The following is a 26,644-nucleotide window of genomic DNA, read 5'->3' on the forward strand; positions in this document are numbered from 1 at the left end:
TCCTCAGCCCACCCGGTCCGCCGGAGCGTCATGTTCCGTCGGACCGGGGGCGGCCGTCTCGGATCCGGCCTCCTCCTCGTCCGGCAACCCGCGCGTCAGAAGCCAGTACCCGACGGCCGTCACCGTCCCCACCGCGGCGCAGCCGCCCCACAGCCAGGCGGCCCCGTACGCGTCGATCACCCGGCCGCCGATGAGCGGCGCGGCCAGCGAACCGACGGACCAGGACAGGGAGTACACGCCCTGGTAGCGCCCGCGCCCGTGGGTGGGGGAGAGCCGTACGACCAGCCCCATCTGCACGGGCGCGTTGACGACCTCGGCCAGCGTCCAGATGGCGACCGTCAGCGCGTACAGCCAGAGCGAACCGGCGAAGGCCGTCAGCCCGAAGCCGTAGCCCGCCAGCAGCGCCGAGGCGACGAGCAGCTTTCCGGGGCCGCGGTGCTGGATGAAGCGGGTGACCGGGATCTGGAGCAACACGATGAGCACGCCGTTGACGCCGATGGCGAGCCCGAAGTCGCCGCTGGAGAAGCCGTCCGCGCCCATCGCGACCGGCAGGGCCACGGAGCCCTGCTGGAAGATCAGCCCGATCAGGATCGAGAGCGAGACGAGGCCCATGAATCGGCCGTCGCGCAGCACGGTGCCGAGGTTCACCAAGGGCTCGGCGGCCTTGCCGGCCGGGTCCGGGGCCTGCTCGGGGCGGGACTCCGGCAGCTTCACGAAGACGAGGACGGCGCAGGCCAGCGTCATCACGGCCTCGATGAGGAACCCGGCGCGGTAGCTGTACTCGGCGATGAAGCCCGCGCCGATCGAGGAGAACGCGAACCCGAGGTTGATCGCCCAGTAGTTGAGCGAGAAGGCCCGTACGCGGTCCTCGGGCGCGACGATGTCCGCCATCATCGCGAGCACGGCGGGCCGCGACCCGCTGGCGGCCATGCCGACCAGCAGGGCGACGCCCGCGATCGCGACGGGGTGCTCCACGAAGGCGAGCACCGCCACCAGGACGGCGGTCGAGGACTGCGCGACGAGCATGGTCGGCCGCCGCCCGAGCCGGTCCGTCAGCACCCCCGCGCCGACCGAGGCGACGGCGCCGCCGAGCCCGTACAGGGCCGCGACGAGCCCGGCGTACGACGCGCTGTAACCGCGCTCGATCGTCAGGTACAGGGCCATGAAGGTGGCGACGAACGCCCCGAGGCGGTTGACGAGCGTGGACGTCCACAGCCACCAGAAGGCGCGGGGCAGCCCGGACACACTCTCCTGCACGGCGTGTCGCCAGCCGTTCGCGGACGTGGACGTGGACAAGGCGGGCCCCCGAGGTGTCGGTCAGTTGCGTGAGTGATGCATGTAAGTGGCGCATGCGATGGCCGCAACTTACAAACGGTCGGGGTGCGGCGCCAATGAATTGACGGTGATCGTCAATCGACGGGGCGGGCGGTCGGGCGACCGGGCGACCGGGCGGGCGCGGGCCCGGGCCGCCGGGTCGATTACGCTCAGGGGCATGGCCGACGCACCGTACAAGCTGATCCTCCTCCGCCACGGCGAGAGCGAGTGGAACGCGAAGAACCTGTTCACCGGCTGGGTGGACGTCAACCTGAACGAGAAGGGCGAGAAGGAGGCGGTCCGCGGCGGTGAGCTGCTCAAGGACGCCGGTCTGCTCCCCGACGTGGTCCACACCTCGCTCCAGAAGCGCGCCATCCGCACCGCGCAGCTGGCGCTGGAGGCCGCCGACCGCCACTGGATCCCCGTCCACCGCTCCTGGCGGCTGAACGAGCGCCACTACGGCGCGCTCCAGGGCAAGGACAAGGCGCAGACCCTGGCCGAGTTCGGCGAGGAGCAGTTCATGCTCTGGCGCCGCTCGTACGACACCCCGCCGCCGGCCCTGGAAGACGGCGCCGAGTTCTCCCAGAGCGACGACCCGCGCTACGCCGACATCCCCAGCGAGCTGCGCCCCCGCACCGAGTGCCTCAAGGACGTCGTCGTCCGCATGCTGCCGTACTGGTACGACGGCATCCTCCCCGACCTCCTCGCCGGCCGCACGGTCCTCGTCGCCGCCCACGGCAACAGCCTCCGCGGCCTGGTCAAGCACCTCGACGGCATCTCCGACGAGGAGATCTCCGGCCTGAACATCCCCACCGGCATCCCCCTCGCCTACGAACTCGACGCCGACTTCCGCCCCGTCAAGCCCGGCGGCACCTACCTCGACCCGGACGCCGCCAAGGCCGCCATCGAGGCCGTGAAGAACCAGGGCAAGAAGAAGTAGCCGCAGGGCGGGCGACAACGGTCACCGCGCACGCATGTGGGGCCCCGGCCGAGTGGCCGGGGCCCCACATGGTGGTACGGGCTGTACGTGACTCAGCCGCAGCCGCCGCCGCACTGGCATGCGCCGCCGGACTGGCAGCCGCATGAGCAGCCGGGGCCGCACTGGCAGCCGCTGAGCATGGGTGGCGATGTCGGATCGCTCACGCTGACTATCGGACAAGGAGTGCCGGCCATGTAGTACCTCCTCGGAGGTGGTCCGCTGCCTGTCTCTTCAGTCAATGCCCGCACCGGCGGGCGCGTGAACGGCGCGCGGTAGCACTTTTCCGCACAGAGGGCCTTCGGATCAGGTTCCTTCTATGCGGCCCGTGCCTCCCGCCGGGTCCGTCTGGGCGGCCAGTTCGTCCGCGTGCTCGCCCGTGACCAGGTAGACCACGCGCTTGGCCACCGACACCGCGTGGTCCGCGAACCGCTCGTAGTAGCGGCCGAGCAGCGTCACGTCGACGGCCGTCTCGATGCCGTGCTTCCAGCGGTCGTCCATCAGGTGCTGGAAGAGCGCGCGGTGCAGCAGGTCCATCGCGTCGTCGTCCTGCTCCAGCTGGAGCGCCAGGTCGACGTCCTTGGTGATGATGACCTCGGCCGCCTTGGCCATCAGCCGCTGCGCGAGCTGGCCCATCTCCAGGATCGTGGCGTGCAGATCGCGCGGCACCGCCCGCTCCGGGAAGCGCAGCCGGGCGAGCTTGGCGACATGCTGCGCCAGGTCGCCGGAGCGCTCCAGGTCGGCGCTCATGCGCAGCGAGGTGACGACGATCCGCAGATCCGTGGCGACCGGCTGCTGGCGGGCCAGGAGCGCGATGGCCCGTGCCTCCAGGTCCCGCTGGAGGTCGTCGACCTTCTCGTCCGCCGCGATGACGGACTCGGCGAGCTTGAGGTCCGCGTCGAGGATCGCCGTGGTGGCGCGCCCGATCGCGGAGCCGACGAGCCGGGCCATGTCGACTAGGCCCTCGCCTATCGAATCCAGCTCCTCGTGGTACGCGTCCCGCATTCCGTGACCTTCCTTCTCTTCCCAACGGCCGTCCGCGCCGGACGCAGGGCCCGGCGAGGCGGCGGAGGCGGTTCCCGGGGTGCTGTGGCCCCACGTTCCACGTTCGAGCCGCAACGCGTCCGGATCCGCCCTCCTGGGTGAACCGGCACTGTCGTGAAGGTGAACTCTGGGAGACGAGTGTTCGAGGCGGCACCCATTTGGCTGTGGAGCTGTCGTACCCCCCGCATAACCTGGAGCCATGAACGTGGACGCGGCCGTCGCCGCAGCGGCAGCGATCGCCGGGCTGTGCACCGGTGTGATCGCGATGCTGGCGTTCCGCTGGAGCGAGCGCGACCAGGTCCGCCCGACCCGCAGCTCGCTGCATACGGACGCGGTCCTGCCGCCCGGCGTGGACACCGTGCTCTCCGTGCTGCGCTCCTCGGCGGTGGTGCTCGACGAGGGCGACGCCGTGGTCAAGGCCAGCTCCGCCGCGTACGCCCTCGGGCTGGTGCGCGGCGGGAAGCTGGCCGTGGAGCCCATGCTCCAGATGGCCCGCGACACCCGCCGGGACGGCGAGATACGCCAGGTCGAGCTGGACCTTCCCCGGCGCGGTACGGGCCGGGGCGACGCCCTCGCGGTGTCGGCCAGAGTGGCTCCGCTGGGCTCCCGGCTGGTGCTGCTGCTCGTCGAGGACCTCACCGAGGCCCGCCGGATAGAGGCCGTGCGCCGGGACTTCGTCGCCAACGTCAGCCATGAGCTCAAGACCCCCGTCGGCGCGCTCTCCCTCCTCTCGGAGGCCGTCATGGACGCCTCCGACGACCCGGAGGCCGTCACCCGCTTCGCCGGACGCATGCAGATCGAGGCGACCCGGCTCACCAACCTGGTCCAGGAGCTCATCGACCTCTCCCGCGTGCAGAACGACGACCCGCTGGAGGACGCCGAGCCGGTCCGGGTCGACGAGCTGGTCGCCGAGGCCATCGACCGGTGCCGCCACCAGGCCGGCACGAAGCAGATCACCATGGCCGCCGGCGGCACCGCCGACCTGCACGTCTGGGGCAACCGCGGCCAGCTCGCCGCCGCCCTCGGCAACCTCGTCGAGAACGCCGTCAACTACAGTCCGGCCCGTACCCGCGTGGGCATCGCCGCCCGCCGCATCGCCGCTCCCGGCGGCGCGCTCATCGAGATAGCAGTCACCGACCAGGGCATCGGCATCTCCGAGAAGGACCGTGAGCGCGTCTTCGAGCGGTTCTACCGAGTGGACCCGGCGCGCTCGCGCGCCACCGGCGGGACCGGCCTCGGCCTCGCCATCGTCAAGCATGTGGCCGCCTCGCACGGCGGGGAGGTCACGGTGTGGAGCTCCGAAGGCCAGGGCTCCACCTTCACCCTGCGGCTCCCGGAGGCGGGCACCGCCCGCGGCCGGGACCGCTCATCGAACGCAGGGACCGAGCCCGACGGCCGGTCCGGGGGCGGCCTCGACGACGAGGACGGCCCGTACGAGACCTTCACCACCGAACATCTGCCTGCCCCGGAGGTCCTTCCGTGACCCGAGTGCTCGTTGTCGAGGACGAGGAATCGTTCAGCGACGCGTTGTCGTACATGCTCCGAAAGGAGGGTTTCGAGGTCGCGATCGCGGCCACCGGACCCGATGGGCTGGACGAGTTCGAACGTAACGGCGCCGATCTGGTGCTGCTCGATCTGATGCTGCCGGGGCTGCCCGGTACGGAGGTCTGCCGCCAGCTGCGCGGCCGCTCCAACGTCCCGGTCATCATGGTGACCGCCAAGGACAGCGAGATCGACAAGGTCGTCGGACTGGAAATAGGAGCCGACGACTATGTGACCAAGCCCTTCTCCTCCCGCGAGCTGGTCGCCCGCATCCGGGCCGTCCTGCGGCGGCGCGGCGAACCGGAGGAGGTCACCCCGGCCGCCCTGGAGGCCGGGCCCGTACGGATGGACGTGGACCGCCACGTCGTCACCGTCTCCGGCGGCAAGGTGGACCTGCCGCTCAAGGAGTTCGACCTGCTGGAGATGCTGCTCCGCAACGCGGGCCGGGTGCTGACCCGGATGCAGCTCATCGACCGGGTGTGGGGCGCCGACTACGTGGGCGACACCAAGACCCTGGACGTCCATGTGAAGCGGCTGCGCGCCAAGATCGAGCCCGACCCGGGCGCGCCGCGCTATCTGGTGACCGTCCGCGGCCTGGGCTACAAGTTCGAGCCGTAGGCCGGCCCGTACCCACGGACCTGCCGATACGCCGCCGCCCGCCGGCCCCTCCCAGGGGCGGCGGGCGGCGGCGTCACGGGGTTCAGTGTCCGGCGTTCTGCTGACCGGTGTCGCCGCCCGGCGTGTTGTTCTCCGCGCCGTGGCCGCCCGGCGTCGCGCCGTTCGTCGGGGTGGACTTCCCGCCGGGCTTGCCCGTGGGGTTGCCGGTCGGGGTGGAGCCCGTCTTCCCCGCGCCCGTCTGGGACGGCGAGGGCATCGAGCTGGGGCCCCACTCCTTGAAGTAGCTCGTCGCCGGGACGACGAACGCGCCCACGCGCACGTCGCCCGTCGAGCTGAAGTCGAAGACGAGCGGCTGCTGCTCCCCGTCCTTCAGGCCCTCCCGGCCGCTCTCCAGCACCGCGGAGGCGTTGCCCTTGCCGCCGAGCTGTACGGAGCCGTGCGCGGGCACCACGAGCGGGCCGCTGCCCTTGGCGGGGGTGATCTTCACGGGCTGGCTCTTGCCGGACAGCTTGATGCCCTCAAGGGTCTGCGGGTCGCGGCTGTTGTTGAAGAGGTGGCCGGTGATGACGGCCGGGCCCTCGGTGTCCTGGTCCGGCTGCGTGATCACGTTCACGTTCTGGACCTTGATGTCGCCGACCGTCACGGCGGCGTTGTCCGGCTTGACCTCAAGGGTCTGGGGGCTCGTACCCGCCGCGCACGCGGAGAGCGGTGCGATCGAGAGCACGAGGGCGGTGGCGGCGAGGGCGCCGCGTCGAAGGCTGCTGCTCACGGCGGCGGCATCTCCTAGACGAGCTACGGCGGCCGAACGGTCTGCCCGGTCGCGGATGGACGGCGTGGACGGCGGTACACGGGTGTAAAGCCGCCCTAAGGGTGTGTCAGCGGCCTCAGGTTACCGAGCCGCCGGACGGCCGCCGCACCCGACCCGCCCCCATGGTCGACAGGCCGTCGGCGAAGCGTCCCGGCGGCCCCGCGCGAGCCGCGTACGAGCCGCCGCCCGTGGACCGCCGGCGAGCCGTCTCCCATGAGCCGCCCTCCGGCGTCGGCGGAAGCCCGCGCGAGCCCGTGGATAATGACGCGCCCGGCCGGAGAAGCAAATTATCGGTAAGGAATGCGTGCGGCTTCCGTGACGCATCGGGGAAGGCCACGGAATTGATCAACGGAGTGATCGCGTTCTTGTGATCAATTAGCGAATCCCGTCGCGGCGAACCCGGAGAGGGCCCGAACGGAGTAGCGGAAGTCCACCACTCGGACTCCGGCAAACCGGGACGTAGACCCTCTCCTGGACCGCCCCAAGAGTGTGTAACGTGCCTGTTTCTCCCTGCCCGGACAGCCGCTCCCACCTGCGAATACCTGCTTCCGCACCGCTGTCGCAGCACGTTCCGGTCGTTGTTGTCAAGCCCTGAGATATGCCCTGACCTGCGAAAACGCCATTCAGAACCGCCTGTTCCCGTGTTAGACTGGATAGCCACGGAAGGGGTACCTGTCACATGACGTTCAAGGTTGGCGACACCGTGGTCTATCCCCATCACGGGGCCGCGCTGATCGAGGCCATCGAAACTCGCCAGATCAAAGGCGTGGACAAGACCTACTTGGTGCTGAAGGTCGCCCAGGGTGACCTCACGGTTCGGGTGCCAGCGGACAATGCGGAGTTCGTAGGCGTGCGCGATGTGGTCGGCCAGGACGGGCTCGACCGGGTCTTCGAGGTGCTCCGCGCACCGTATGCGGAAGAGCCGACGAACTGGTCGCGTCGCTACAAGGCAAACCTGGAGAAGCTCGCGTCAGGCGACGTGATCAAGGTCGCCGAGGTCGTCCGCGACCTGTGGCGCCGTGAGCGCGAGCGCGGACTCTCCGCAGGTGAGAAGCGGATGCTCGCCAAGGCCCGCCAGATCCTGGTGAGCGAGCTCGCCCTCGCGGAGAACACCAACGAAGACAAGGCCGAGGCCCTGCTCGACGAGGTCCTCGCGTCCTGACGCCACGCATGTCGCGTGACAGCTCGACGTAAGGCAAGTGCTCTCAGAGGCAGTGGTGCCGCGGTGCCCGTGTGAATGACGGAAGTCAATCGCCGGGCGCTGCGGCATCTCTGCGCTCGGTGCACCGCCCGCCGTACTCGGCGTGCCGGGCCCGGACGGCTGGCTCGACCAGCTGTCACGGAAGGGGCTGATCGGGGCTTCGCGCCCGGCACGCTGTGGCCATACCCAATTCGGCCGAGGAAGCAAACCTGAACGCCAACGCGAACTCCGACCGCGCCCCGGAGACCACGCCCGGGAGCGCCGCCGGCGCCATGCCCGACCGTACGGCCGTCCGAACGGCGACCGCTCGTACGCCCGTACGCACCGCCGCGGTCATCCCGGCGGCCGGCCGCGGCGTCCGCCTCGGCCCCGGCGCCCCCAAGGCGCTCCGGGCGCTGAACGGCACCCCCATGCTGATCCACGCCGTACGGGCGATGGCCGCCTCCCGCGCCGTCTCCCTCGTCGTCGTGGTCGCCCCCGCCGACGGGGCCGCCGAGGTGCGCAACCTCCTCGACGAGTACCCGCTCGCGGACCGCACCGACGTGCTCGTCGTCCCCGGCGGCGACACCCGCCAGGAGTCCGTACGGCTCGGCCTCGCGGCCCTCCCCGCGGACATCGGCGCCGTCCTCGTCCACGACGCGGCCCGCCCGCTCGTCCCCGCCGACACGGTGGACGCCGTCGTCGCGGCCGTACGGGCCGGGGCCCCCGCGGTCGTGCCCGCCCTGCCGGTCACGGACACCGTCAAGCAGGTCGAACCGCGCCCGGCCGGCGAGCCCGAACCGGTCGTCGGCACGCCCGACCGGTCCCGGCTGCGCGCCGTGCAGACCCCGCAGGGCTTCGACCGCGCCACGCTCGCCGAGGCGCACGAGCGCGTCGCCCTGGAGGGCGACGGCGCCACCGACGACGCCGGGATGGTCGAGCGGCTCGGCGTGCGGGTCGTCCTCGTGCCCGGCCACGAGGAGGCGTTCAAGGTGACCCGGCCGCTGGACCTGGTCCTGGCCGAGGCCGTACTCGCCCGCAGGAGGGCCAACGATGGCTTCTGACCCCAGCCCCTCCGCGCGCCCGGCGCTGCCGCTGGTCGGCATCGGCACCGATGTGCACGCCTTCGAGGAGGGCCGCGAGCTGTGGTGCGCGGGCCTGCTCTGGGAAGACGCGACGCACGGTCTCGCGGGCCACTCCGACGGCGACGTCGCCGCGCACGCCGCGTGCGACGCGCTGTTCTCCGCCGCCGGCGTCGGCGACCTCGGCGCCCACTTCGGCACGGACCGGCCCGAGTGGTCCGGGGCCGCGGGCGTCGTCCTGCTGGCCGAGGCCGCGCGGATCGTCAGGGCCGCCGGGTTCGAGATCGGCAATGTCGCGATCCAGGTGATCGGCGTACGGCCGAAGATCGGCAAGCGGCGCGCAGAGGCCCAGAAGGCGCTGTCGGAGGCGGTCGGCGCGCCCGTCTCGGTCTCCGGCACCACGTCGGACGGGCTCGGCCTGACCGGTCGCGCGGAGGGCCTCGCGGCCATCGCGACCGCGCTGCTCGTCAGGGTCTGAGGGCGCCACCGACGGCCGCATACCGACGGCCGCCGTACGAGTGACGGCCGGGCCGGGAATGCGGGTGGCTGACGGGGCGTTGGGTACGGATCGAACGCACCGGCCGCATCCGGCACCGACAGCGCAGTGAAGGGTCACCGTCATGGCAGCCGCACTCTCCGACGCTCTCAAGAACCTCGTGGACGGCCCGGTCTTCGCGACCGTCGCCACGCTCCAGCCCGACGGCAGCCCGCAGCTGTCGGTCGTATGGGTCAAGCGGGACGGCGACGACCTGCTGTTCTCCACGACGGTCGGCCGGCGCAAGGAGAAGAACCTGCGCCGCGACCCGCGGATCACCGTGCTGCTCAACCCGGCCGACGCGCCGTACACCTACGCCGAGATCCGCGGCACCGCCGCGATCACCACGGACACCGGCGGGCTGATCGACGAGCTGTCGCGGAAGTACACCGGCCGCGACTACGCCGACTTCAACCCCACCGCCGGCCAGGACGGGGAGCGCGTGGTCGTACGGATCACCCCGCAGAAGACCGTCGAGCACCTCTGAGCCGGTGCTGCCGGGGGCGGTGCCGGGGGCGCCGCCGCCCGCGCGCTAACCGGCCCTGATCTCCGTGACCGCCCGCTGCATCCCGCGCTTGAGCCGGCGGGCCAGCGGGCGCTCCACGAAGCGGTGCACCAGCCACGCGAACCCCAGCATCGCCGCGACCAGGCCCGGCAGCAGCACGTAATGGGGCACATGGCCCGCGAGGTGCTCGATGACCACCCAGCCGATGCGCTCGTGGACGAGGTAGAGCGGGTAGGTCAGCACGCCCGCCGTGGACAGCCACCGCCAGTTGATCCGCCGGGTCCAGCCCAGCGCCACGGCCGCGACGAGCAGGAAGAACAGGGCGAGGATCGCCACGGTCGGCCAGCTCGGGACCTGGTGCCCCATGTGCTCCTCGGCGCGCGCGTGGGCCTGGAGCAGGTAGTGCTGGCCGATCAGGAAGCAGCCGCCGACGATGGTCCACAGCAGCAGATTCGGCCGGAAGCGGTGCATCAAGTAGAAGGCGATGCCCGCGATGAAGTACCAGCAGTCCTCCGGCAGCAGCAGCTGGTCGAGCACGCTGTTGTCGACGGCCTGGGCGACGATCGCCGCGATGGCCCACAGCACGCAGAACGCCACGGCCCTCTTGTACGTGAGCCCGCGCCAGGCGACGATCGCGAAGAGCAGGTAGAACCGCATCTCCACCCAGAGCGTCCAGTACACGCCGTCGACCGGCGTCACCCCGAGGGGGTCCTGGAACATCGTCAGGTTGACGGCGGCGTCACCCCAGGAGGGGGCCTCGTTGACCACCGGCCAGATGAAGACGACGAGGGAGACGAGGGCGACCGCGAACCAGTACGCGGGGTAGAGCCGGGTGAGCCGGGAGAGGGCGAACTGCCCGAGGCTCTTTCCCCAGCAGCTCATGCAGATGACGAAGCCGCTGATGACGAAGAAGAGCTCGACGCCCAGCCAGCCGTAGGAGGCCGGCAGATAGGCGGTGGGAAAGAGGGTTTTCGAGGATCTGGGCCAGGCGCCGCTGTCGAAGGCGATGTAGTGGTACGCGACCACCATCAGCGCCGCGAACAGCCGCAGTCCGTCGAGGGCGGCCAGCCGTCTGCCGCGCTGCCCATCAGGTACCACCGGCGCGACCGGTGTGGTGCTCGGCGCCTCCTGCTGTACGGGCAGTGTGGAGTGCAACGCTCCTCCTGATTCCTGCTCCTGGTTTCCCCGTGGCCCCACCGGGCAGGCAAGGCGTGCCGGGGAAGCTACCACGGAAGCCTCCTATATAGATGCAAAACGCAAATAGAGCTCAAAGCGGATGGCGGGTGAGGCATTGCCGCGGGCCCACTACCCTTGTTGCGTGAGCATTCGCCTGTACGACACCAGCGCCCGGCAGATCCGTGATTTCATCCCGCTGTCGCCGGGCTGTGTCTCGATCTACCTCTGTGGCGCGACCGTGCAGGCCGCACCGCATATCGGGCACATTCGATCCGGGCTCAACTTCGACATCATGCGCCGCTGGTTCGTCTACCGCGGTTACGACGTGACATTCGTGCGCAACGTCACCGACATCGACGACAAGATCATCAAGAAGGCGGCCGAATACGGCGAGCCGTGGTGGGCCATCGGGTACCGCAACGAATGCGCCTTCAACGCCGCGTACGACGCGCTCGGCTGCCTGCGGCCGACCTACGAGCCGCGCGCCACCGGGCACGTGCCCGAGATGATCGAGATGATGCGCGGCCTCATCGAGCGCGGCCACGCCTACGCCGCCGACGGCAACGTCTACTTCGACGTGCGCTCGTACCCCGACTACCTCGCCCTGTCCAACCAGGACCTCGACGACCTGCGCCAGCCCTCGGACGAGGGCGAGACCGGCAAGCGCGACCCGCGCGACTTCGCCATGTGGAAGGCCGTCAAGCCCGGCGAGCCCAGCTGGGACACGCCCTGGGGACGCGGCCGGCCCGGCTGGCACCTGGAGTGCTCCGCCATGGCCCACAAGTACCTGGGCGAGGCGTTCGACATCCACGGCGGCGGCATCGACCTGATCTTCCCGCACCACGAGAACGAGATCGCGCAGGCCAAGGGGTACGGCGACGCCTTCGCCGGCTACTGGTGCCACAACGCGTGGGTCACCATGAGCGGCGAGAAGATGTCCAAGTCGCTGGACAACTCGGTGCTGGTCTCGGACATGGTCAAGCGCTGGCGCCCGATCGTGCTCCGCTACTACCTGGGCACCCCGCACTACCGCTCGATGATCGAGTACAGCGAGGAGGCGCTGCGCGAGGCCGAGTCCGCGTTCGCGCGGATCGAGGGCTTCGTGCAGCGGGTCTGCGAGAAGGCGGGCAAGACCGTCGAGCCCGCCGACGAGGTGCCGCTCGCCTTCGCCGAGGCGATGGACGACGACCTCGGCGTCCCGCAGGCGCTCGCGATCGTGCACACCACCGTCCGCCAGGGCAACTCCGCGCTGACCGCCGACGACAAGGAGACCGCCGTCGCCCGCCTCGCCGAGGTGCGGGCCATGCTCGGCGTGCTGGGCCTCGACCCGCTCGACGAGCACTGGTCCGGCGGCGCGAGCGGCCGCGGCGAGGACCTGCACGGCGTGGTGGACTCGCTGGTCAGGCTCGTACTGGAGCAGCGGCAGGCGGCCCGTGCCCGGAAGGACTACGGCACGGCCGACGCGATCCGCGACCAGCTCCAGCAGTCCGGCCTCGCGATCGAGGACACGCCCTCCGGCCCGCGCTGGTCACTCTCCTGAGCGACACTTCTCGTACGTACGTTTTCCGAGCCGTCCCGGGCGGCTCACAGCAGTGAAGAGACAGGTGACCCATGGCCGGGAACAGCCAACGCAGAAACCGCCGCACGTCCAACAAGAAGGGCATGCAGGTCGGCAGTGGCGGCAACCGGCGCAAGGCCCTCGAAGGCAAGGGCCCCACTCCGCCCGCCTCCGCCCGCAAGGGGCACAAGAAGAACCGCGTCGCCACCGCCAAGGCACGGCACGAGGCCAAGCGCCCCGCGCCGCGCCGCGGCGGCCCCAAGGGCACCAATGAACTCGTCGTCGGCCGCAACCCGGTCGCCGAGGCGCTGCGCGAGGGCGTGCCCGCCAAGACGCTCTACGTCCAGCAGTACATCGACAGCGACGAGCGCGTGCGCGAGGCCGTCCAGCTCGCCACCGAGCGCGGCATGAACCTCATGGAAGCGCCCCGGCCCGAGCTCGACCGGATGACGAACGGCCTCAACCACCAGGGCGTCGTCCTCCAGGTCCCGCCGTACGACTACGCGCACCCGGACGACCTCACCGCCGCCGCCTTCGACGCCGGCGAGGACCCGCTCATCGTCGTGCTCGACGGGATCACGGACCCGCGCAACCTCGGCGCGATCGTCCGCTCTGTCTCCGCCTTCGGCGGCCACGGCGTCGTCGTCCCCGAGCGCCGCGCGGCCGGCATGACCGCCGGCGCCTGGAAGACCTCGGCCGGCACCGCCGCCCGTACGCCCGTGGCGCGCGCCGCCAACATGACGCGCGTCCTGGAGGCGTACCAGAAGGCCGGGCTCACGGTCGTGGGCCTCGCGGGCGAGGGCGACACCGAGCTCGGCGACGTGCGGGCGTTCGACGGGCCCGTCGCGATCGTCGTCGGCAGCGAGGGCAAGGGCCTGTCCCGGCTCGTCGGCGAGACCTGCGATCTGCGGGTCCGCATCCCGATGCCGGGCGGCGCGGAGTCCCTGAACGCGGGCGTCGCCGCCGGCGTCGTGCTCTACGAGGCGGCCAGGCAGCGCGCCTGACCCGCCGCGCGCCGCTCCGTCCCGCCCCGTGCCGGGGGCGGGACGGCGGCGGCGCCCCAGGCCGCCGCCCTTGACGGGTCTCGGACAGTTCGGCGCGGTCAAGCAGTGTCCTAAACACCCGTCACTCGGTTAGATGAGTGTGGACACCAGAACACCCCGCCCCACGGGGGGAAGCTCGCCGGGATACGACGACCAGCCCGCGCTGAGCACGGTGAAGGTCCCGAGCGACCCGGCGCAAGTCATCGTCAACCACGTGAGCTTCCGCGTACAGCTCGCCCGACCCCCGCGCGCCGCCCGGCAGTTCGCCGGCCTGGCCGACACGGCGAAGATCCCCGTCGCCGCCGGTCCGGCCCGCCGCCGCGCCCCCGTCGTGTGGAGCGGACGCACCGCGCCCGGCGACCCCGCCGCCACCGAACTCCTGCAAGCCGTACGCCATTCCGGCCTCGCGACCGCCGTCGACGACCGGCGCGGCGAGGCCCCCGCGGACGCCGGCTCGACCCAGGTGCTGCCCCGCATCCGCGTCGACGACGAGCCGACCGCCCGGAACACCGTCGTCGGACCGCGCGGCCCCGTCGAACACCCGGCCGCCTCCGACCCGCCGCGCGAACTCCTGCACGGCGTACGGCCCGCCCGGGGCGCGTACGACGAAGAGCCCTACGGGCCGGACGAGTTCGACGACGAGGTCACCGCGCGCCCGCAGCGGGCCGACGACGTACGCCACGCCTACTACCCCGGACGCCGCATGAACCTCGGCGTCGTCCTGCTCCCCCTGCGCGTCTTCCTCGGCTTCATCTCCATCTACGCCGGCATGGGCAAGCTCTGCGACCCCGTCTACTTCGACGGCGGCCGCCGCGGCTCCATGGTCACCTGGCTCGGCTCCCTGCACCCCTGGGCCGTCGCCTCGCCCCTGCGCGACTTCGCCCTCGCCCACCCCGTCGGCGCCGGCCTCACCGTCGCGTTCCTCCAGGTGACCGTCGGCGTCCTCACCGTCCTCGGACTCTGGCAGCGGCTCGCGGCCTCCGTCGGCGCGCTGCTCTCCGCGGCCCTGCTGCTCACCGTCAGCTGGCGGACCGTGCCCGCCTACGACGCGCCCGACATCATCTACCTGGCCGCCTGGAGCCCGCTGATCATCGCGGGCGCCCCCGTCTACTCCGTGGACGGGCGGCTCGCCGGGGAGGCGTGGCGCAGGCTCGGCCCGCGCTCCGAGCTGCGGGACCTGCGCAGGCGCGTGCTGCGCCGCGGCGGGATCATGGCCGCCTTCGTCACGGGCGTCACCCTGCTGGTCGGCTCGCTGCTCGGGGGCGCCGTGCGCTCCTCCGACACCGCCGACGTCCCCGGCCCCAGCGACCCGCCCGCCAACCACCTGCCCGGCTCGCCGCTCCCGCAGCACCCCGGCAAGCGCACCCACCCCGGTCCGCACGGGCCCAGCGCGGGCGCGGGGAGCGGCAAGCCGGCCGCGCCCGGCGCCAAGCGCCACACCAAGCCGTCCCCGAGCGTCTCGAAGGCGGCGCCGGGAACACCCGGCGCGCCGGGCCGCACCGGGGGGCCCGGACAGCAGCAGCCCAGCCAGACGCAGGGCGGCGTGCAGCCCGCGCCGCACACCCCGAACCGGCCCGCGGCGCCCGCCGCGCCCCCGCACACCTCCTCCGGCTCGCCGGCGGGCGGCAGCGGCGGCAGCGGTGGCGCCTCGGGAGGCACCACGGGCGGCGGTACGGCCCCCAAGTCCCCCGGATCCACCTCCGGAAGCCACACGGGCTCGCTGGGCGGCCTGCTGGGCTGACGACGGCCCCGGACACGGACCGCGGCGCCCCACTCGCCGAGTGGGGCGCCGCGGCGCGTTGTACGGCTTCCCTCAACGGGAGGGCGTGCCCAGCTCCTTGGCGGCCTCCGTGAGGTCCTTCGCCGTGTCGATGGCCCGCCAGTACGCGCCGTGCGGCAGCGGGTAGCCGGCCAGCCGGCGCTGCCGCGCCAGCCTCGGGAACGTCGTGCGCTCGTGGTCGCCGCGCTCGGGCAGCAGGGAGGCGAAGTCCGGCGCGAAGACGTAGACGCCCGCGTTGATCAGATACGGGGAGGGCGGCGACTCGATGAAGTCCAGTACGTGACCGAACTCGTCGGTCTCCACGGCCCCCCAGGGGATCCGGGGCCGGGCCAGGGCCAGGGTGGCCGTCGCGTCACGCTCGGCGTGGAAGGCGGCCATCTCGCGCAGCGAGAAGCGGGTCCAGATGTCGCCGTTGGTGGCGTACCAGGGGCGGTCGGGGTGCGGCAGGGAGGAGGCCGCGTACTTCAGCCCGCCGCCGCGCCCCAGCGGCTCCGTCTCGACGACGGTCCGCACCCGCAGCGGCAGGTCGGCGGAGGCCAGCCAGTCCTGAAGGACCTCGGCGAGGTGGCCGCAGGAGACCACGGCGTCCGTGACGCCCTCGGCGGCCAGCCAGGCGAGCTGATGGCCGATGATCGGGGTCCCGGTGCCGGGGATCTCGACCATCGGCTTGGGGCGGTCGTCGGTGTACGGGCGCAGTCGCGTGCCCTGGCCTCCGGCCAGGACGACGGCTTGTACGGGGTACGCGTGCGTGCCTGTCATGCTCCGCACCATATGGGGCGGAGCGGCCGCGCCGTGCGGTGCGGCCGGGTGCGGGGCTCAGTTGGCGTGGATGACGCCGGTGGCGAAGGACGTGTCGCACACGGGCCGGGAGTAGGCGTGCGCCCGCCGCACGGAGCCGTACTTCGCGACGGCGGCCTTGCCGAGCGCCCGCGCGATCTCCATGCAGTGCCCGGCCAGCGAGGGGCGCTTCTCGGTCGCCTCCTGGAGGTGGGTGAGCGCGACGCCCGGGTCCTTCTCCTGGAGCTCGGTCAGCAGCCGGTCGCGCAGCACCTCGTGCGCGGCGCGGGCCTTGGGCTGGGAGGAGGAGGCGGTCCCGGAGGAGGCGGCCAGGATCTGCGACTCGGAGGGCGCCGCCCACGGCACGCGGGTGACCGCGAGCGTCCCGGAGAGGACGAGGACGACCGGGAGGACGAGGGCGAGAGTTCTGCCGATGTGGCGCGCTGCGTGGTTCATGGGGGACTTCCTCGCGTGGTGAGCTGGACGCTGCATGCGGCAGATCGTAGCGAGGAGTGATGATTTGGAGACATTTAGTCACTCGGTCGAGCGAAGGAGTGGCGCGCGAGTGCGGTTCTGCCATTGACGCGCCCGGGCGGAAAAGGCCGTTGTGTACGGGTATTTACCGGCCCCGTCCAAACATGCGCCGACGCCGTGCCTCCGGGGTGCGGAGACACGGCGTCGGCCGGTTGAGCGCGTCGGGCGGGCGGGCCCGGCGGGTCAGTCGGCGAGGCGCTCGCCGGTGGAGGTCGAGAAGACGTGCAGCTCGCCCGGGCGCGGCACGACGTGCAGCACCGCGCCCTTCTCGGGCACCCGCCGGCCGTTGACGCGGACCACGAGGTCCTTCTTCTCGGCGTCGCCGATGTCCGCGGTGCCGTACACGTAGCCGTCGGCGCCGAGCTCCTCGACGACGTTCACGGTGACGGCGAGGCCGGCCGGGGCGTCCTTGGTCTCCTTCGACAGGGACTTGGCCGCGCCCTCGCCGCCGCCCTCGCCGTTCGCGAGGTCGAAGTGCTCGGGCCGCACGCCCACGGTGACGGTGCTGTCGCCCTTGTCGGCCGCGGCGGACAGGGCCTCGCGGGAGACCGGGACCACGCTGTTGCCGAACTTCACGCCGCCGTCTGTGATCGGCACCTCGACGAGGTTCATGGCGGGGGAGCCGATGAAGCCCGCGACGAAGAGGTTGTTCGGACGGTCGTACATATTGCGCGGCGAGTCGACCTGCTGGAGGAGCCCGTCCTTGAGCACGGCGACCCGGTCGCCCATGGTCATGGCCTCGACCTGGTCGTGCGTGACGTACACGGTGGTGATGCCCAGGCGGCGCTGGAGGCCGGCGATCTGGGTGCGGGTCTGCACGCGGAGCTTGGCGTCGAGGTTCGACAGCGGCTCGTCCATGAGGAAGACCTGCGGCTCGCGGACGATCGCGCGGCCCATCGCGACGCGCTGCCGCTGACCGCCGGAGAGCGCCTTGGGCTTGCGGCCCAGGTACTCGGTGAGGTCGAGGATCTTCGCGGCGTCCTCGACCTTCTGCCGGATCTCGCTCTTGTTGACGCCCGCGATCTTGAGCGCGAAGCCCATGTTGTCGGCGACCGTCATGTGCGGGTAGAGCGCGTAGTTCTGGAACACCATGGCGATGTCCCGGTCCTTCGGCGGCAGGTGCGTGACGTCCCGGTCGCCGATCCGGATGGATCCGCCGTTGACGTCCTCCAGCCCCGCGAGCATCCGCAGCGACGTGGACTTGCCGCAGCCGGACGGCCCGACGAGGACGAGGAACTCGCCGTCCTCGATGGCGATGTCGAGCTGGTCGACGGCGGGCTTCTCGGTCCCCGGGTAGACCCGGGTGGCCTTGTCGTACGTGACCGTAGCCATGGTGATGTGGTCCCTTCACCGGCAGGAACGTGCCGGACGATCCGAGTAAAAGGAGTGGTCCAGTCCAATTGACGGGACTGTCCGTGACGCTACCCGCAGGCCACCCGCTTGTCAGTAGATGAACGGTCACGAAATTCTTGCGGTGGGCCCCTGACCTCGGCGTGGCTGGGCGAACCGGGCCGTGTGTAGAGTGGAGCCGCTTTCGCGTACGGGCACCCGTGCGCGATGCCGCCTTAGCTCAGTTGGCAGAGCTCCTGTCTTGTAAACAGGTGGTCGTCGGTTCGATTCCGACAGGCGGCCCACCGAACGCGCGCGACCGCGCGGACGACGGCCCTCCGGAGAGATCGGGGGGCCGCCGCCGTTTCCGCGTCGTTTTTCGCAGGTGCGGGCCGAGGGCCCCGGTTTACGCTGCCGCCATGACCTCATCCTCCGCGCACCCGACACCTTCCGCCCCCATCACCTCCGAGGACTACGCGGCCCGTATGGCACGGGCCTCGCGGGCCGCGGCCGACGCCGGGCTCGCCGGACTCGTGGTGACGCCGGGGCCCGATCTCGGCTGGCTCTGCGGCTACCGGCCGACCGCCGAGACCGAGCGGCTCACCGCGCTGCTGCTGGCGCCGGGGCGCGAGCCGCTGCTGCTGGTGCCGACGCTGGAGAAGCCCGACGCGCTGCGCGCGGCCGGGGCCGGGGCGGTGCGCGTCAGCGGCTGGACGGACGGCGAGGACCCGTACCGGGCCGTGGGCGGGCTGCTCGGGGACGTCAAGGGGCGCTACGGCGTCTCGGACAACGCCTGGGCGCTGCATCTGCTGGGGCTCCAGCGGACGTTCCCGGACTCGGGGTACTCGGCGTTCACCGAGGTGCTGCCGATGCTCCGGGCGGTGAAGGACGCGCACGAGGTGGAGCGGCTCGCGGCGGCGGGCGCGGCGGCGGACGCCACGTTCGAGGAGATCGCGCGGGTGCGCTTCGCGGGGCGGCGGGAGAGCGAGATCGCCGCGGACCTCGCCGCGTCGCTGCTGCGCAACGGCCACAGCCAGGTGGACTTCACGGTCGTCGGCTCGGGCCCGAACGGCGCCAGCCCGCACCACGAGGCGGGCGAGCGGGTCATCGAGGAGGGCGACATGGTCGTACTCGACTTCGGCGGCCTGAAGGACGGCTACGGCTCGGACACGACCCGTACGGTCCACGTCGGCGAGCCGACCGCCGAGGAGCGCAAGGTGCACGACATCGTGCGGGAGGCGCAGCAGGCGGGGTTCGAGGCGGTACGGCCCGGGGCGGCCTGCCAGGACATCGACCGGGTTTCGCGGCAGGTCATCAAGGAGGCGGGGTACGGGGAGTACTTCATCCACCGCACCGGGCACGGCATCGGCGTGACCACGCACGAGCCGCCGTACATGGTCGAGGGCGAGCACCTGCCGCTGGTGCCGGGGATGTGCTTCTCGATCGAGCCGGGGATCTATCTGCCGGGCCGCTTCGGGGTGCGGATCGAGGACATCGTGGTGTGCACGGAGTCGGGCGGCAGGCGGCTGAACAACACGGCGCGGGAGCTGCGGGTGGTGGCCTGACACCCGTACGCGCCGCCGTCGGCCGGGGCGCTCCCCGTCAGGGGACGGGGGCGTCCGCCGGCGCGGCGTCGTGCTTGGGCGCCTTGGCCGTCACCATCGTCCCGGCGACCACCGCGGCGAGGAGCATGATCGCGGCGCCCCAGCCGATGGCGATGGTGAAGCCGTGCACGACGCCGTCCTTGATCACGGCCCCCTTGACGGCCGGGGTCGGCGCCCCGCCCGTACGCGCCGCGGCCTCCTTGAGGTGGGAGGCGATGTACGTGGAGGAGGCGGACGTGGCGATGGTGTTCAGGAGGGCGGTGCCGATGGAACCGCCGACCTGCTGGGCGGTGTTGACGGTCGCCGACGTCACGCCGGAGTCCTGCGGGGCGACGCCGCTGGTGGCGGTGGCCATCACCGGCATGAAGATCAGGCCCATGCCGAGGCCGACGAGGAGTTCGGCGGGCAGGACGTGCGAGACGTAGGCCGGCTCGGCGGTCAGGAACGTCAGCAGGAAGAGGCCGACGGCGGCCAGTACGGCGCCGGGGGTCATCAGGACGCGCGGCGGCAGATGGTGCAGCAGCCGGGCGGAGATCTGCGTGGAGCCGACGATGATGGCGGCCGTCATCGGCAGGAACGCCATACCGGTCTTCACGGGCGAATAGCCGAGCACGACCTGCAAGTAGTAGGTCATGAACAGGAACATCCCGAACATGGCGATGACGGCGAGCCCCATGGTCGCGAACGCGCCCGCGCGGTTGCGGTCGCGGACGATGTGCAGCGGCAGCAGGGGGCTCGGCGCGCGCGACTGCCACCAGGCGAAGACGGCGAGCAGCACGAGGCCGCCGATCAGCAGGCCGAGTACGAGCGCGTCGTTCCAGCCGCGCGGCTCGGCCTCGCTGCACCCGTAGACGATCGCGACGAGGCCGCCGCAGCCGAGGATCGCGCCGGGCACGTCGAGGCGTGCGGTGCCGTGGCCGGGGCGGTCGTGGAGCAGCACCGTGGCGCCGAGGAACGCGATGAGGGCGATGGGGATGTTGACGTACAGGCACCAGCGCCAGTCGAGGTACTCGGTGAGCAGGCCGCCCGCGATCAGCCCGATGGCGGCGCCGCCGCCCGCGATGGCCCCGTAGATGCCGAACGCCTTGCTGCGCTCCTTGACGTCGGTGAACGTCGTGGTGAGCAGGGAGAGCGCGGAGGGGGCCAGGATGGCCCCGAAGGCGCCTTGCAGGGCCCGGGCGAGGAACAGCATGCCCTGGCTGGAGGCCGCGCCGCCGAGCGCGGAGGCGGCGGCGAACCCGATGAGCCCGATCAGGAAGGTGCGCTTGCGGCCGACGAGGTCCGCTACGCGCCCGCCGAGGAGCAGCAGGCCGCCGAAGGCGAGGGTGTAGGCGGTGATCACCCACTGCCGGTTGCCGTCGGACATGTTCAGGTCGCGCTGCGCGGAGGGGAGCGCGATGTTCACGATGGTGGCGTCGAGCACCACCATGAGCTGCGCCAATGCGATGATCACCAGCCCCCACCAGCGGCGGGGATCGGGTTGCGGGGTGCTGCCCGGGGTGGCGGATATATGGCTCTGGGTCATCGGGAGACCTGCTTTCGCGGCCGCTCGGGTTCGTGGGCCCTGCCACGCGCCGTGGGGCGGGGCCCCTACTGTCCGGCTGGCCGGTCGCGCGCAGCGCGGTCACGTACCGGCACGGGCGTACGGATGACTGCCGTACCCGCCGTCCGACCGTGCCGCGTACGCACGTATCGACGCGCTCGTTCAGCGTAGGCGCTCCGGGGGCGGGGCGCGCTCCGGACGGGCGGGGTCCGGGGCCGGCGCACGGTGGAACGGGCTGTTCCGAGCCGGCCGGGGCAGGTCAGGGCAGGTCAGGGGCTTTGTCAGTGCCCTGTGCCACTGTATGGGCGGATGGCGATGCGGACGGCGACGGGAGGCGGTGTGATGACGACGCGCGGCAGGACGACGCGAGGCGGGCGGAGTGCGCGGGCGGTGCGGGTGCCGGAGGTGCGGTTGCCGCCGCTGCGGCCGTTCGAGGGTGCGGAGCTGGAGTCCGAGGGGGACTACGACGGGGCCGGCTTCACGGATCTGGACCTCACGGGCCAGGAGGGCCGCGGGGCGCGGTTCATGGACTGCGGGCTGACGCGCTGCGCGCTGGACGAGACGCGGCTGGCCCGGGCGCGGTTCACGGACTGCGTGCTGGAGGGCGTCCGGGGGGTGGGCACGGACCTGGCGCAGGCGTCGCTGCGGGACGTGGAGATCGTGGACGCGCGGCTGGGCGGCACGCAGTTGCACGGCGCGGTGCTGGAGCGGGTGCTGGTGCGCGGCGGCAAGATCGACTATCTGAATCTGCGCAAGGCGGTGCTCAAGGACGTGACGTTCGAGGGGTGCGTGCTCTCCGAGGCGGACTTCGGGGACGCGCGGCTGGAGCGGGTGGTGTTCCGGGACTGCGCGGTGCGCCGGGTCGATCTCACGGCGGTGCGGATGACGGACGTCGATCTGCGGGAGGTGACCGAGCTGGACATCGCGCGGGGCGTGGACCAGCTGGCGGGGGCGGTCATCAGCCCGGCCCAGCTCCTCCATCTGGCGCCGGCGTTCGCGGCGCAGATAGGGGTGCGGGTGGAGTAGGGGCTGCCCGCACGGGCTGTTGGTACGGGGGGTCCGTACGGGGGTTTTCGTGCGGACTGTTCCGCACGGGCCGTCGGTACGGGCGGTTTTTGCGGGCCGGGGTGGTCAGCTCCGGGGGAAGCGGGCCTGGAGGTCCCATACGGCCGGGTTGTCGCCGAGCCCTTCGTGCATGTCGGTGAGGTCGGCGATCAGGTCGTGCAGGAAGTCGCGGGCCTCGCGGCGCAGCGCGCGGTGGTTGAAGGTCAGCGGCGCCTCGTCCGCCGGCACCCAGTCGGCGGTGACCTCCACCCAGCCGAAGCGCCGCTCGAAGAGCATCCGGTCCGCGGACTCGGTGAAGTCGAGCTCGGCGTAGTGCGGGGTGGCGGAGCGGTTGCCGCGCGGGTCGCGGTCGAGCTGCTCCACGATGTCGCACAGGGCCCAGGCGAAGTCGAGCACGGGGACCCAGCCCCAGGCCGTGGAGAGCTCCCGGTCGGCCTTGGTGTCGGCGAGGTACACGTCTCCGCAGAACAGGTCGTGGCGCAGCGCCCGTACGTCCGCCGTCCGGTAGTCCAGGTGGGGCGGGTCGGGGAAGCGGGAGGAGAGCGAGTAGCCGAGGTCGATCACGCCTCGATGGTGTCACGGGCGGGGGCCGGCCGTGCCCCCGGCCGCCGGGGCGGGCGGTCGGGGACACGGCTGCGTACGGGCAGTGCGGGATGTGCAGGGGGAGTGCTGGTGGTACTGGTGTGGTTCTACTCGTGGTGCTGGTGGTTCCGGTGGTACGCGCTGGGCGGTGCCGGTCCGCTAGTTGACGTTGATGCCGGACCAGGCCGCTCCGACGGCCTTGTACTCGGCGCTCGACGCGCCGTACAGGTCGCTCGCCGCCTTCAAGGTGCCCGCGCGGGCGGCCTTGTAGTTGGTGTTGGACGTGAAGTACGTGGTCAGCGCCTTGTACCAGATCTTCTCGGCCTTGTCCCGGCCGATGCCGGTGACCTTGGAGCCGTTCGAGGTCGGGCTGTCGTAGTGCACGCCGTTGATGTCCTTCGGGCCGGAGCCCTCGGACGCCAGGTAGAACCAGTGGTTGGCCGGGCCCGACGAGTAGTGGACGTCGATGCCGCCGAGGCCGGAGTACCAGGCGTCCTTGGACCGCCCGTCCTTGCTGGGCTTGTCCATGTACCGCAGCGGCGTGCCGTTGCCGTTGATGTTGATCTTCTCGCCGATGAGGTAGTCGCCGGGGTCCGAGGAGTTGTTCGCGAAGAACTCCGCCGCGGTGCCGAAGATGTCCGAGGTGGCCTCGTTGAGGCCGCCGGACTCGCCGCTGTAGATGAGGCGGGCCGTGGCGGCGGTGACGCCGTGGCTCATCTCGTGGGCGGCCACGTCGAGCGCGGTGAGCGGGTGGGTGTTGCCGGACCCGTCGCCGTACGTCATGCAGAAGCAGCTGTCCTGCCAGAAGGCGTTGACGTAGTTGTTGCCGTAGTGGGCGCGGGAGTAGGCGCCCCGGCCGTCGTTGCGGATGCCGTTGCGGCCGTGCACCTTCTTGTAGTAGTCCCAGGTGACGGCCGCGCCGTAGTGGGCGTCCACGCCGGCGGTCTGGCGGCCGCCGCCCCAGACGTCGTCGGCGTCGGTGAACAGCGTGCCGGTGCCGGAGGTGCCCTGCTTGAGGTCGTACGTCTTGTGGCCGCCGCGGGCGCCGTCGGTGAGCTGGTAGGTGGAGCCGCTCTTCGTGGTGGTGAGGTCCACCTTGCCGCTGTAGGTGCTGGTGCCGGTGCCCGTCTCGACGGCCTCGTTCTGGAAGAGCTTCGCGCCGGTCGAGGCGTCGGTGATGACGTGCAGCTCGCTGGGGGTGCCGTCCTGCTGGACGCCCTTGACGACGGTCTCGTACGCGAGGACGGGCTTGCCGGTCGCGGCCCAGATGACCTTGCGCGGGGCGGCGTCGGCGCTCGTCCTGGCGTTCTTCTTGGCGCTCGACGCCGCGAGCGCGCTCTTCTTGGCGGCGGCCGGGGCGAGCCGGGCGTCGGTGCCGGACACGGCGATCGTGGCTTCGGTCGCCTTGGTGACACTGCGCGCGCCGTTCTTCTTCACGTGGACGACCAGGTCCCCGCCGAGTACGGGGAGTCCGGCGTAGGTGCGCTCGTACCGGGTGTGCACCGTGCCGTCCGCGTCCTTGACGACGTCGCGGGCGACGAGCTTCTCCTTGGCCCCGAGGCCGATCTTCCCGGCCGTGGCGGCGGCCCCGTCCTGGGCGTCGCGCAGCGCGGACGTCCGCTGGGCGGCGGAGAGTTGAACCGCTGTCGCGCCCGACTCACGGTCGGGCTGCGCGGTGGCCGAACCGGTCTGGACGCCGACGGCGACCATCGCGGCGGAGGCGATCAGCGCGGCGGCGCGCAGCGTGTTCTTGCGGGGGGTGGACGTGATCCGTCTCAACTCGGTCTCCTTGCGCGGACCGCTGGGTCGCGGCCCATCGATGGGCCGGGCAGCCAAGGGTGGGGTGCCCGGTAGTGCAGGAGTGAACCGAGGAGAGAGTGCCAGGCGTTCGGGCTCTTTGACAGGGGCGCAACAAGGATTTGATCCGGCGTTCTTCGGCAGGCGGGGGGTTTCGTTCCGCTTTGCGGCGAGACGTTCCGGGATCTCGGGGCGGCGCGGGCGGGCGGCCCCCGCGAGGGGAAGGGCGGGCCCCCACGGGCCCGCCCCCCTCGAACCGCGCGCTCACCGCGCGCATCCGCGTCAGACGTTGACGCCGAAGTCCTTCGCGATGCCGGTCAGGCCCGAGGCGTAACCCTGGCCCACGGCGCGGAACTTCCACTCCGCGCCGTTGCGGTACAGCTCGCCGAAGACCATGGCGGTCTCGGTGGCGGCGTCCTCGCTGAGGTCGTAGCGGGCGATCTCGGCCTCGCCCGCCTGGTTGACGATGCGGATGTAGGCGTTCCGGACCTGGCCGAAGTTCTGGCTGCGGCTCTCGGCGTCGTAGATCGAGACCGGGAAGACGATCTTGTCGATGTCGGCGGGCAGACCGGCCAGGTTGACCTTGATCTGCTCGTCGTCGCCCTCGCCCTCGCCGGTGACGTTGTCACCGGTGTGCTCGATGGACTGGTCCGGGGTGACCTTGTTGTTGAAGAAGACGAAGTGCTGGTCCGAGTAGACCTTGCCGCTCGCGTTCACGGCGATGGCGCTCGCGTCCAGGTCGAAGTCCGTGCCGGTGGTGGTGCGGACGTCCCAGCCGAGACCGACCGTGACGGCCGTCAGGCCCGGGGCCTCCTTGGTGAGGGAGACGTTGCCGCCCTTGGACAGGCTTACAGCCATGGGAGATGTCCCTTTCTGGTCGAGACGCGGGGCTTCGTACTGCGGACGAAGCTACCGTCATCCTCGATAACGCGAAGGAGGGACCGCAGGGTTCCAGCTCCCTTTACTTTCTTTACTCATCTCTGACGGCAGGCCGTCGTCCTTCCCGCGCAAAACGAGGTGACGGCGGCGTCCGAGCGCGGGATCATGGGGGACATGTCCGGTCCTCACGTCATCCGCGGTTCCGTCTCCCTGCCGGAGGCGGAGCTCATGTGGCGTTTTTCCCGGTCCTCCGGGCCCGGCGGACAGCACGTCAACACCAGCGACAGCCAGGTCGAGTTGCGTTTCGACCTCGCCAGGACCGAGGCGCTGCCGGACGTCTGGAAGCAGCGCGCCCTGGAGCGGCTCGCCGGCCGCCTCGTCGGCGGCGTCCTGGCCGTACGCGCCTCCGAGCACCGTTCCCAGTGGCGCAACCGCGAGACCGCGCTGGTGCGGATGGCCGCGCTCCTCGCGGAGGCCACCGCTCCGCCGCCCCGGCCCCGTAAGGCGCGAAAGGTGCCCCGCGGCGTCAACGAGCGCCGGCTGCGCGAGAAGAAGGCTCGCGGCGACACCAAGCGGGGGCGCTCCGGCCGCGATTGGGGCTGACGGGCGAGGGGGCTAGGGAGGCTATGGAGGCAGCGGGGGTCGGGTCCGGCCCGTGCGGTCGGGTCACTCCAACTTTCCGTACTTCCCCCTGAAGTACAGCAGCGGCTGGCCCTCCCCGCTCGGGTTCCCCGCCGTCAGCACGCGCCCGATCACCAGCGTGTGGTCCCCGGCCACGACGCGCTGCTCCGTGCGGCACTCCAGCACCGACAACGCCCCGCCCACCAGCGGCGCCCCGCTCTCCTTGCCGCGCTCGTACGGGATGTCCTCGAAGAGCAGCCGGTCGCTGACGCGGCCCTTCATCGCGAACCGGCCCGCGATGTGCCGCTGGCTCTGGGAGAGCACGGACACGGCCCACAGGGGGTGGCGCTCCAGGATGTCGTCCATGCGGGACTCGTTGCGAACGCTCACCATCACCAGGGGCGGGTCCAGGGACACGGACATGAACGCGGTCGCCGTCATGCCGACGTCCTCGCCGCGCGGCCCGTCCTCGGGGTCATGGGCGGTCACCAGCACCACGCCCGCGGCCAACCGCGCCAGGGCGGCCCGGAACTCGTCATTGCTCACCCCGCCAGCATGGGGGATGTCGGCCTGGGGGCGGGGGAGGGAAGTCGTCTGCAACACGTTCCGCACGCTAGCCGCCCCTCGCTCTGTGTCACATCGGGCCACAGGACCAGGCGGGTCCTAGGGCCGACGGCCGACCAGCCGCCCATGCGGGGTGGCCTCGGATTTGCGTTCCGGAAGCATAGTGGGGCCTTCCGTCGCCACCCCCG

The 26,644-nt window shown here is 71.7% G+C and carries 25 protein-coding genes and 1 tRNA gene; 14 read left to right on the top strand and 12 right to left on the bottom strand.

The window, feature by feature from the left end:
* Positions 1 to 3: 3 nt before the first annotated feature.
* Entirely contained in the window at positions 4 to 1,257 is a 1,254-nt protein-coding gene (locus AB0I49_RS09140) for an MFS transporter (protein WP_363226191.1), read from the bottom strand.
* Between the two features lie 235 nt (positions 1,258 to 1,492).
* Between AB0I49_RS09140 and AB0I49_RS09145 the strand changes: the two genes are divergently transcribed.
* Positions 1,493 to 2,254 carry a phosphoglyceromutase gene (locus AB0I49_RS09145; protein ID WP_363226192.1) on the top strand — a complete coding sequence of 254 codons (762 nt, stop codon included), beginning with the start codon at positions 1,493 to 1,495 and terminating at the stop codon, positions 2,252 to 2,254.
* 342 nt (positions 2,255 to 2,596) lie between these two features.
* On the opposite strand, the gene phoU is transcribed toward AB0I49_RS09145, so the two are convergent.
* Entirely contained in the window at positions 2,597 to 3,295 is a 699-nt protein-coding gene (gene phoU, locus AB0I49_RS09150; protein ID WP_363226193.1) for a phosphate signaling complex protein PhoU, read from the bottom strand.
* 238 nt (positions 3,296 to 3,533) lie between these two features.
* On the opposite strand from phoU, the gene AB0I49_RS09155 reads away from it, so the two are divergent.
* Positions 3,534 to 4,817 carry an ATP-binding protein gene (locus tag AB0I49_RS09155; protein ID WP_363226194.1) on the top strand — a complete coding sequence of 428 codons (1,284 nt, stop codon included), beginning with the start codon at positions 3,534 to 3,536 and terminating at the stop codon, positions 4,815 to 4,817.
* A complete protein-coding gene (locus tag AB0I49_RS09160; RefSeq protein WP_030009598.1) occupies positions 4,814 to 5,494 on the top strand; it encodes a response regulator transcription factor in 681 nt (226 codons plus the stop codon). Before AB0I49_RS09155 ends, AB0I49_RS09160 begins: the two co-directional genes overlap by 4 nt.
* Positions 5,495 to 5,576: 82 nt before the next feature.
* Here the strand turns inward: AB0I49_RS09160 and AB0I49_RS09165 are convergent, their stop codons facing one another.
* A complete protein-coding gene (locus tag AB0I49_RS09165; RefSeq protein WP_363226195.1) occupies positions 5,577 to 6,263 on the bottom strand; it encodes a DUF461 domain-containing protein in 687 nt (228 codons plus the stop codon).
* Positions 6,264 to 6,981: 718 nt separating this feature from the next.
* Here AB0I49_RS09165 and AB0I49_RS09170 point away from each other — a divergent pair.
* The 4 genes from AB0I49_RS09170 (at position 6,982) to AB0I49_RS09185 (ending at position 9,586) form a co-directional block, all read left to right on the top strand.
* Positions 6,982 to 7,464: a CarD family transcriptional regulator gene (locus tag AB0I49_RS09170; RefSeq protein ID WP_003953493.1), complete on the top strand. Its 483-nt coding sequence runs from the start codon at positions 6,982 to 6,984 to the stop codon at positions 7,462 to 7,464.
* A gap of 311 nt (positions 7,465 to 7,775) precedes the next feature.
* On the top strand, positions 7,776 to 8,546 hold the full coding sequence (gene ispD / locus AB0I49_RS09175; RefSeq protein ID WP_363226399.1) for a 2-C-methyl-D-erythritol 4-phosphate cytidylyltransferase: 771 nt from the start codon (positions 7,776 to 7,778) through the stop codon (positions 8,544 to 8,546).
* Complete coding sequence (gene ispF, locus AB0I49_RS09180; protein ID WP_363226196.1) at positions 8,536 to 9,042, top strand: 2-C-methyl-D-erythritol 2,4-cyclodiphosphate synthase; 507 nt, start codon at positions 8,536 to 8,538, stop codon at positions 9,040 to 9,042. The genes ispD and ispF overlap by 11 nt, the downstream gene beginning before the upstream one ends.
* Positions 9,043 to 9,184: 142 nt before the next feature.
* A complete protein-coding gene (locus tag AB0I49_RS09185; RefSeq protein WP_363226197.1) occupies positions 9,185 to 9,586 on the top strand; it encodes a PPOX class F420-dependent oxidoreductase in 402 nt (133 codons plus the stop codon).
* A 45-nt stretch (positions 9,587 to 9,631) separates the two neighbouring features.
* On the opposite strand, the gene AB0I49_RS09190 is transcribed toward AB0I49_RS09185, so the two are convergent.
* Positions 9,632 to 10,759: an acyltransferase gene (locus tag AB0I49_RS09190; protein WP_363226198.1), complete on the bottom strand. Its 1,128-nt coding sequence runs from the start codon at positions 10,757 to 10,759 to the stop codon at positions 9,632 to 9,634.
* A gap of 163 nt (positions 10,760 to 10,922) precedes the next feature.
* Between AB0I49_RS09190 and cysS the strand changes: the two genes are divergently transcribed.
* From cysS to AB0I49_RS09205, 3 genes are all read left to right on the top strand, one after another.
* Positions 10,923 to 12,320 carry a cysteine--tRNA ligase gene (cysS, locus tag AB0I49_RS09195; protein ID WP_363226199.1) on the top strand — a complete coding sequence of 466 codons (1,398 nt, stop codon included), beginning with the start codon at positions 10,923 to 10,925 and terminating at the stop codon, positions 12,318 to 12,320.
* Positions 12,321 to 12,391: 71 nt separating this feature from the next.
* The gene (rlmB, locus tag AB0I49_RS09200) at positions 12,392 to 13,342 is read left to right on the top strand and encodes a 23S rRNA (guanosine(2251)-2'-O)-methyltransferase RlmB (RefSeq protein WP_363226200.1); all 951 of its coding nucleotides are present in this window, start codon (positions 12,392 to 12,394) and stop codon (positions 13,340 to 13,342) included.
* Between the two features lie 133 nt (positions 13,343 to 13,475).
* Positions 13,476 to 15,122, top strand: coding sequence for a DoxX family membrane protein (locus AB0I49_RS09205; RefSeq protein ID WP_363226201.1), 1,647 nt, complete (start codon positions 13,476 to 13,478; stop codon positions 15,120 to 15,122).
* A 72-nt stretch (positions 15,123 to 15,194) separates the two neighbouring features.
* Here the strand turns inward: AB0I49_RS09205 and AB0I49_RS09210 are convergent, their stop codons facing one another.
* The 3 genes from AB0I49_RS09210 to ugpC all read right to left on the bottom strand — a co-directional run bounded on the left by AB0I49_RS09210 (position 15,195) and on the right by ugpC (position 17,804).
* Positions 15,195 to 15,920 (bottom strand): nucleotidyltransferase family protein, encoded by a 726-nt coding sequence (locus AB0I49_RS09210; protein ID WP_363226203.1) that lies wholly within the window; start codon positions 15,918 to 15,920, stop codon positions 15,195 to 15,197.
* Positions 15,921 to 15,977: 57 nt separating this feature from the next.
* On the bottom strand, positions 15,978 to 16,394 hold the full coding sequence (locus AB0I49_RS09215) for a hypothetical protein (RefSeq protein WP_363226204.1): 417 nt from the start codon (positions 16,392 to 16,394) through the stop codon (positions 15,978 to 15,980).
* Between the two features lie 261 nt (positions 16,395 to 16,655).
* Positions 16,656 to 17,804, bottom strand: coding sequence for a sn-glycerol-3-phosphate ABC transporter ATP-binding protein UgpC (gene ugpC, locus AB0I49_RS09220; RefSeq protein ID WP_363226205.1), 1,149 nt, complete (start codon positions 17,802 to 17,804; stop codon positions 16,656 to 16,658).
* Positions 17,805 to 18,031: 227 nt separating this feature from the next.
* Here ugpC and AB0I49_RS09225 point away from each other — a divergent pair.
* A tRNA-Thr gene (locus AB0I49_RS09225) sits at positions 18,032 to 18,104 on the top strand.
* A gap of 116 nt (positions 18,105 to 18,220) precedes the next feature.
* Positions 18,221 to 19,366 carry an aminopeptidase P family protein gene (locus AB0I49_RS09230; protein ID WP_363226206.1) on the top strand — a complete coding sequence of 382 codons (1,146 nt, stop codon included), beginning with the start codon at positions 18,221 to 18,223 and terminating at the stop codon, positions 19,364 to 19,366.
* Between the two features lie 37 nt (positions 19,367 to 19,403).
* Here AB0I49_RS09230 and AB0I49_RS09235 read toward each other — a convergent pair whose 3' ends face one another.
* A complete protein-coding gene (locus tag AB0I49_RS09235) occupies positions 19,404 to 20,930 on the bottom strand; it encodes an MFS transporter (RefSeq protein WP_363226207.1) in 1,527 nt (508 codons plus the stop codon).
* A 360-nt stretch (positions 20,931 to 21,290) separates the two neighbouring features.
* Between AB0I49_RS09235 and AB0I49_RS09240 the strand changes: the two genes are divergently transcribed.
* Positions 21,291 to 21,974, top strand: a complete 684-nt coding sequence (locus tag AB0I49_RS09240) for a pentapeptide repeat-containing protein (RefSeq protein WP_363226208.1) — start codon at positions 21,291 to 21,293, stop codon at positions 21,972 to 21,974.
* Positions 21,975 to 22,079: 105 nt separating this feature from the next.
* Here AB0I49_RS09240 and AB0I49_RS09245 read toward each other — a convergent pair whose 3' ends face one another.
* The 3 genes from AB0I49_RS09245 to AB0I49_RS09255 all read right to left on the bottom strand — a co-directional run bounded on the left by AB0I49_RS09245 (position 22,080) and on the right by AB0I49_RS09255 (position 25,250).
* Entirely contained in the window at positions 22,080 to 22,577 is a 498-nt protein-coding gene (locus AB0I49_RS09245) for a hypothetical protein (RefSeq protein WP_363226209.1), read from the bottom strand.
* Positions 22,578 to 22,754: 177 nt separating this feature from the next.
* Positions 22,755 to 24,374: a M4 family metallopeptidase gene (locus AB0I49_RS09250; RefSeq protein ID WP_363226210.1), complete on the bottom strand. Its 1,620-nt coding sequence runs from the start codon at positions 24,372 to 24,374 to the stop codon at positions 22,755 to 22,757.
* 300 nt (positions 24,375 to 24,674) lie between these two features.
* Entirely contained in the window at positions 24,675 to 25,250 is a 576-nt protein-coding gene (locus AB0I49_RS09255) for a TerD family protein (RefSeq protein WP_363226211.1), read from the bottom strand.
* Between the two features lie 186 nt (positions 25,251 to 25,436).
* Between AB0I49_RS09255 and arfB the strand changes: the two genes are divergently transcribed.
* A complete protein-coding gene (arfB, locus tag AB0I49_RS09260) occupies positions 25,437 to 25,874 on the top strand; it encodes an alternative ribosome rescue aminoacyl-tRNA hydrolase ArfB (protein ID WP_363226212.1) in 438 nt (145 codons plus the stop codon).
* Between the two features lie 63 nt (positions 25,875 to 25,937).
* Here arfB and AB0I49_RS09265 read toward each other — a convergent pair whose 3' ends face one another.
* Positions 25,938 to 26,495, bottom strand: a complete 558-nt coding sequence (locus tag AB0I49_RS09265) for a flavin reductase family protein (RefSeq protein WP_363226213.1) — start codon at positions 26,493 to 26,495, stop codon at positions 25,938 to 25,940.
* Between the last annotated feature and the right edge of the window lie 149 nt (positions 26,496 to 26,644).

It is taken from the genome of Streptomyces sp. NPDC050617 (assembly GCF_040654795.1).
Taxonomy (GTDB): Bacteria; Actinomycetota; Actinomycetes; order Streptomycetales; family Streptomycetaceae; genus Streptomyces.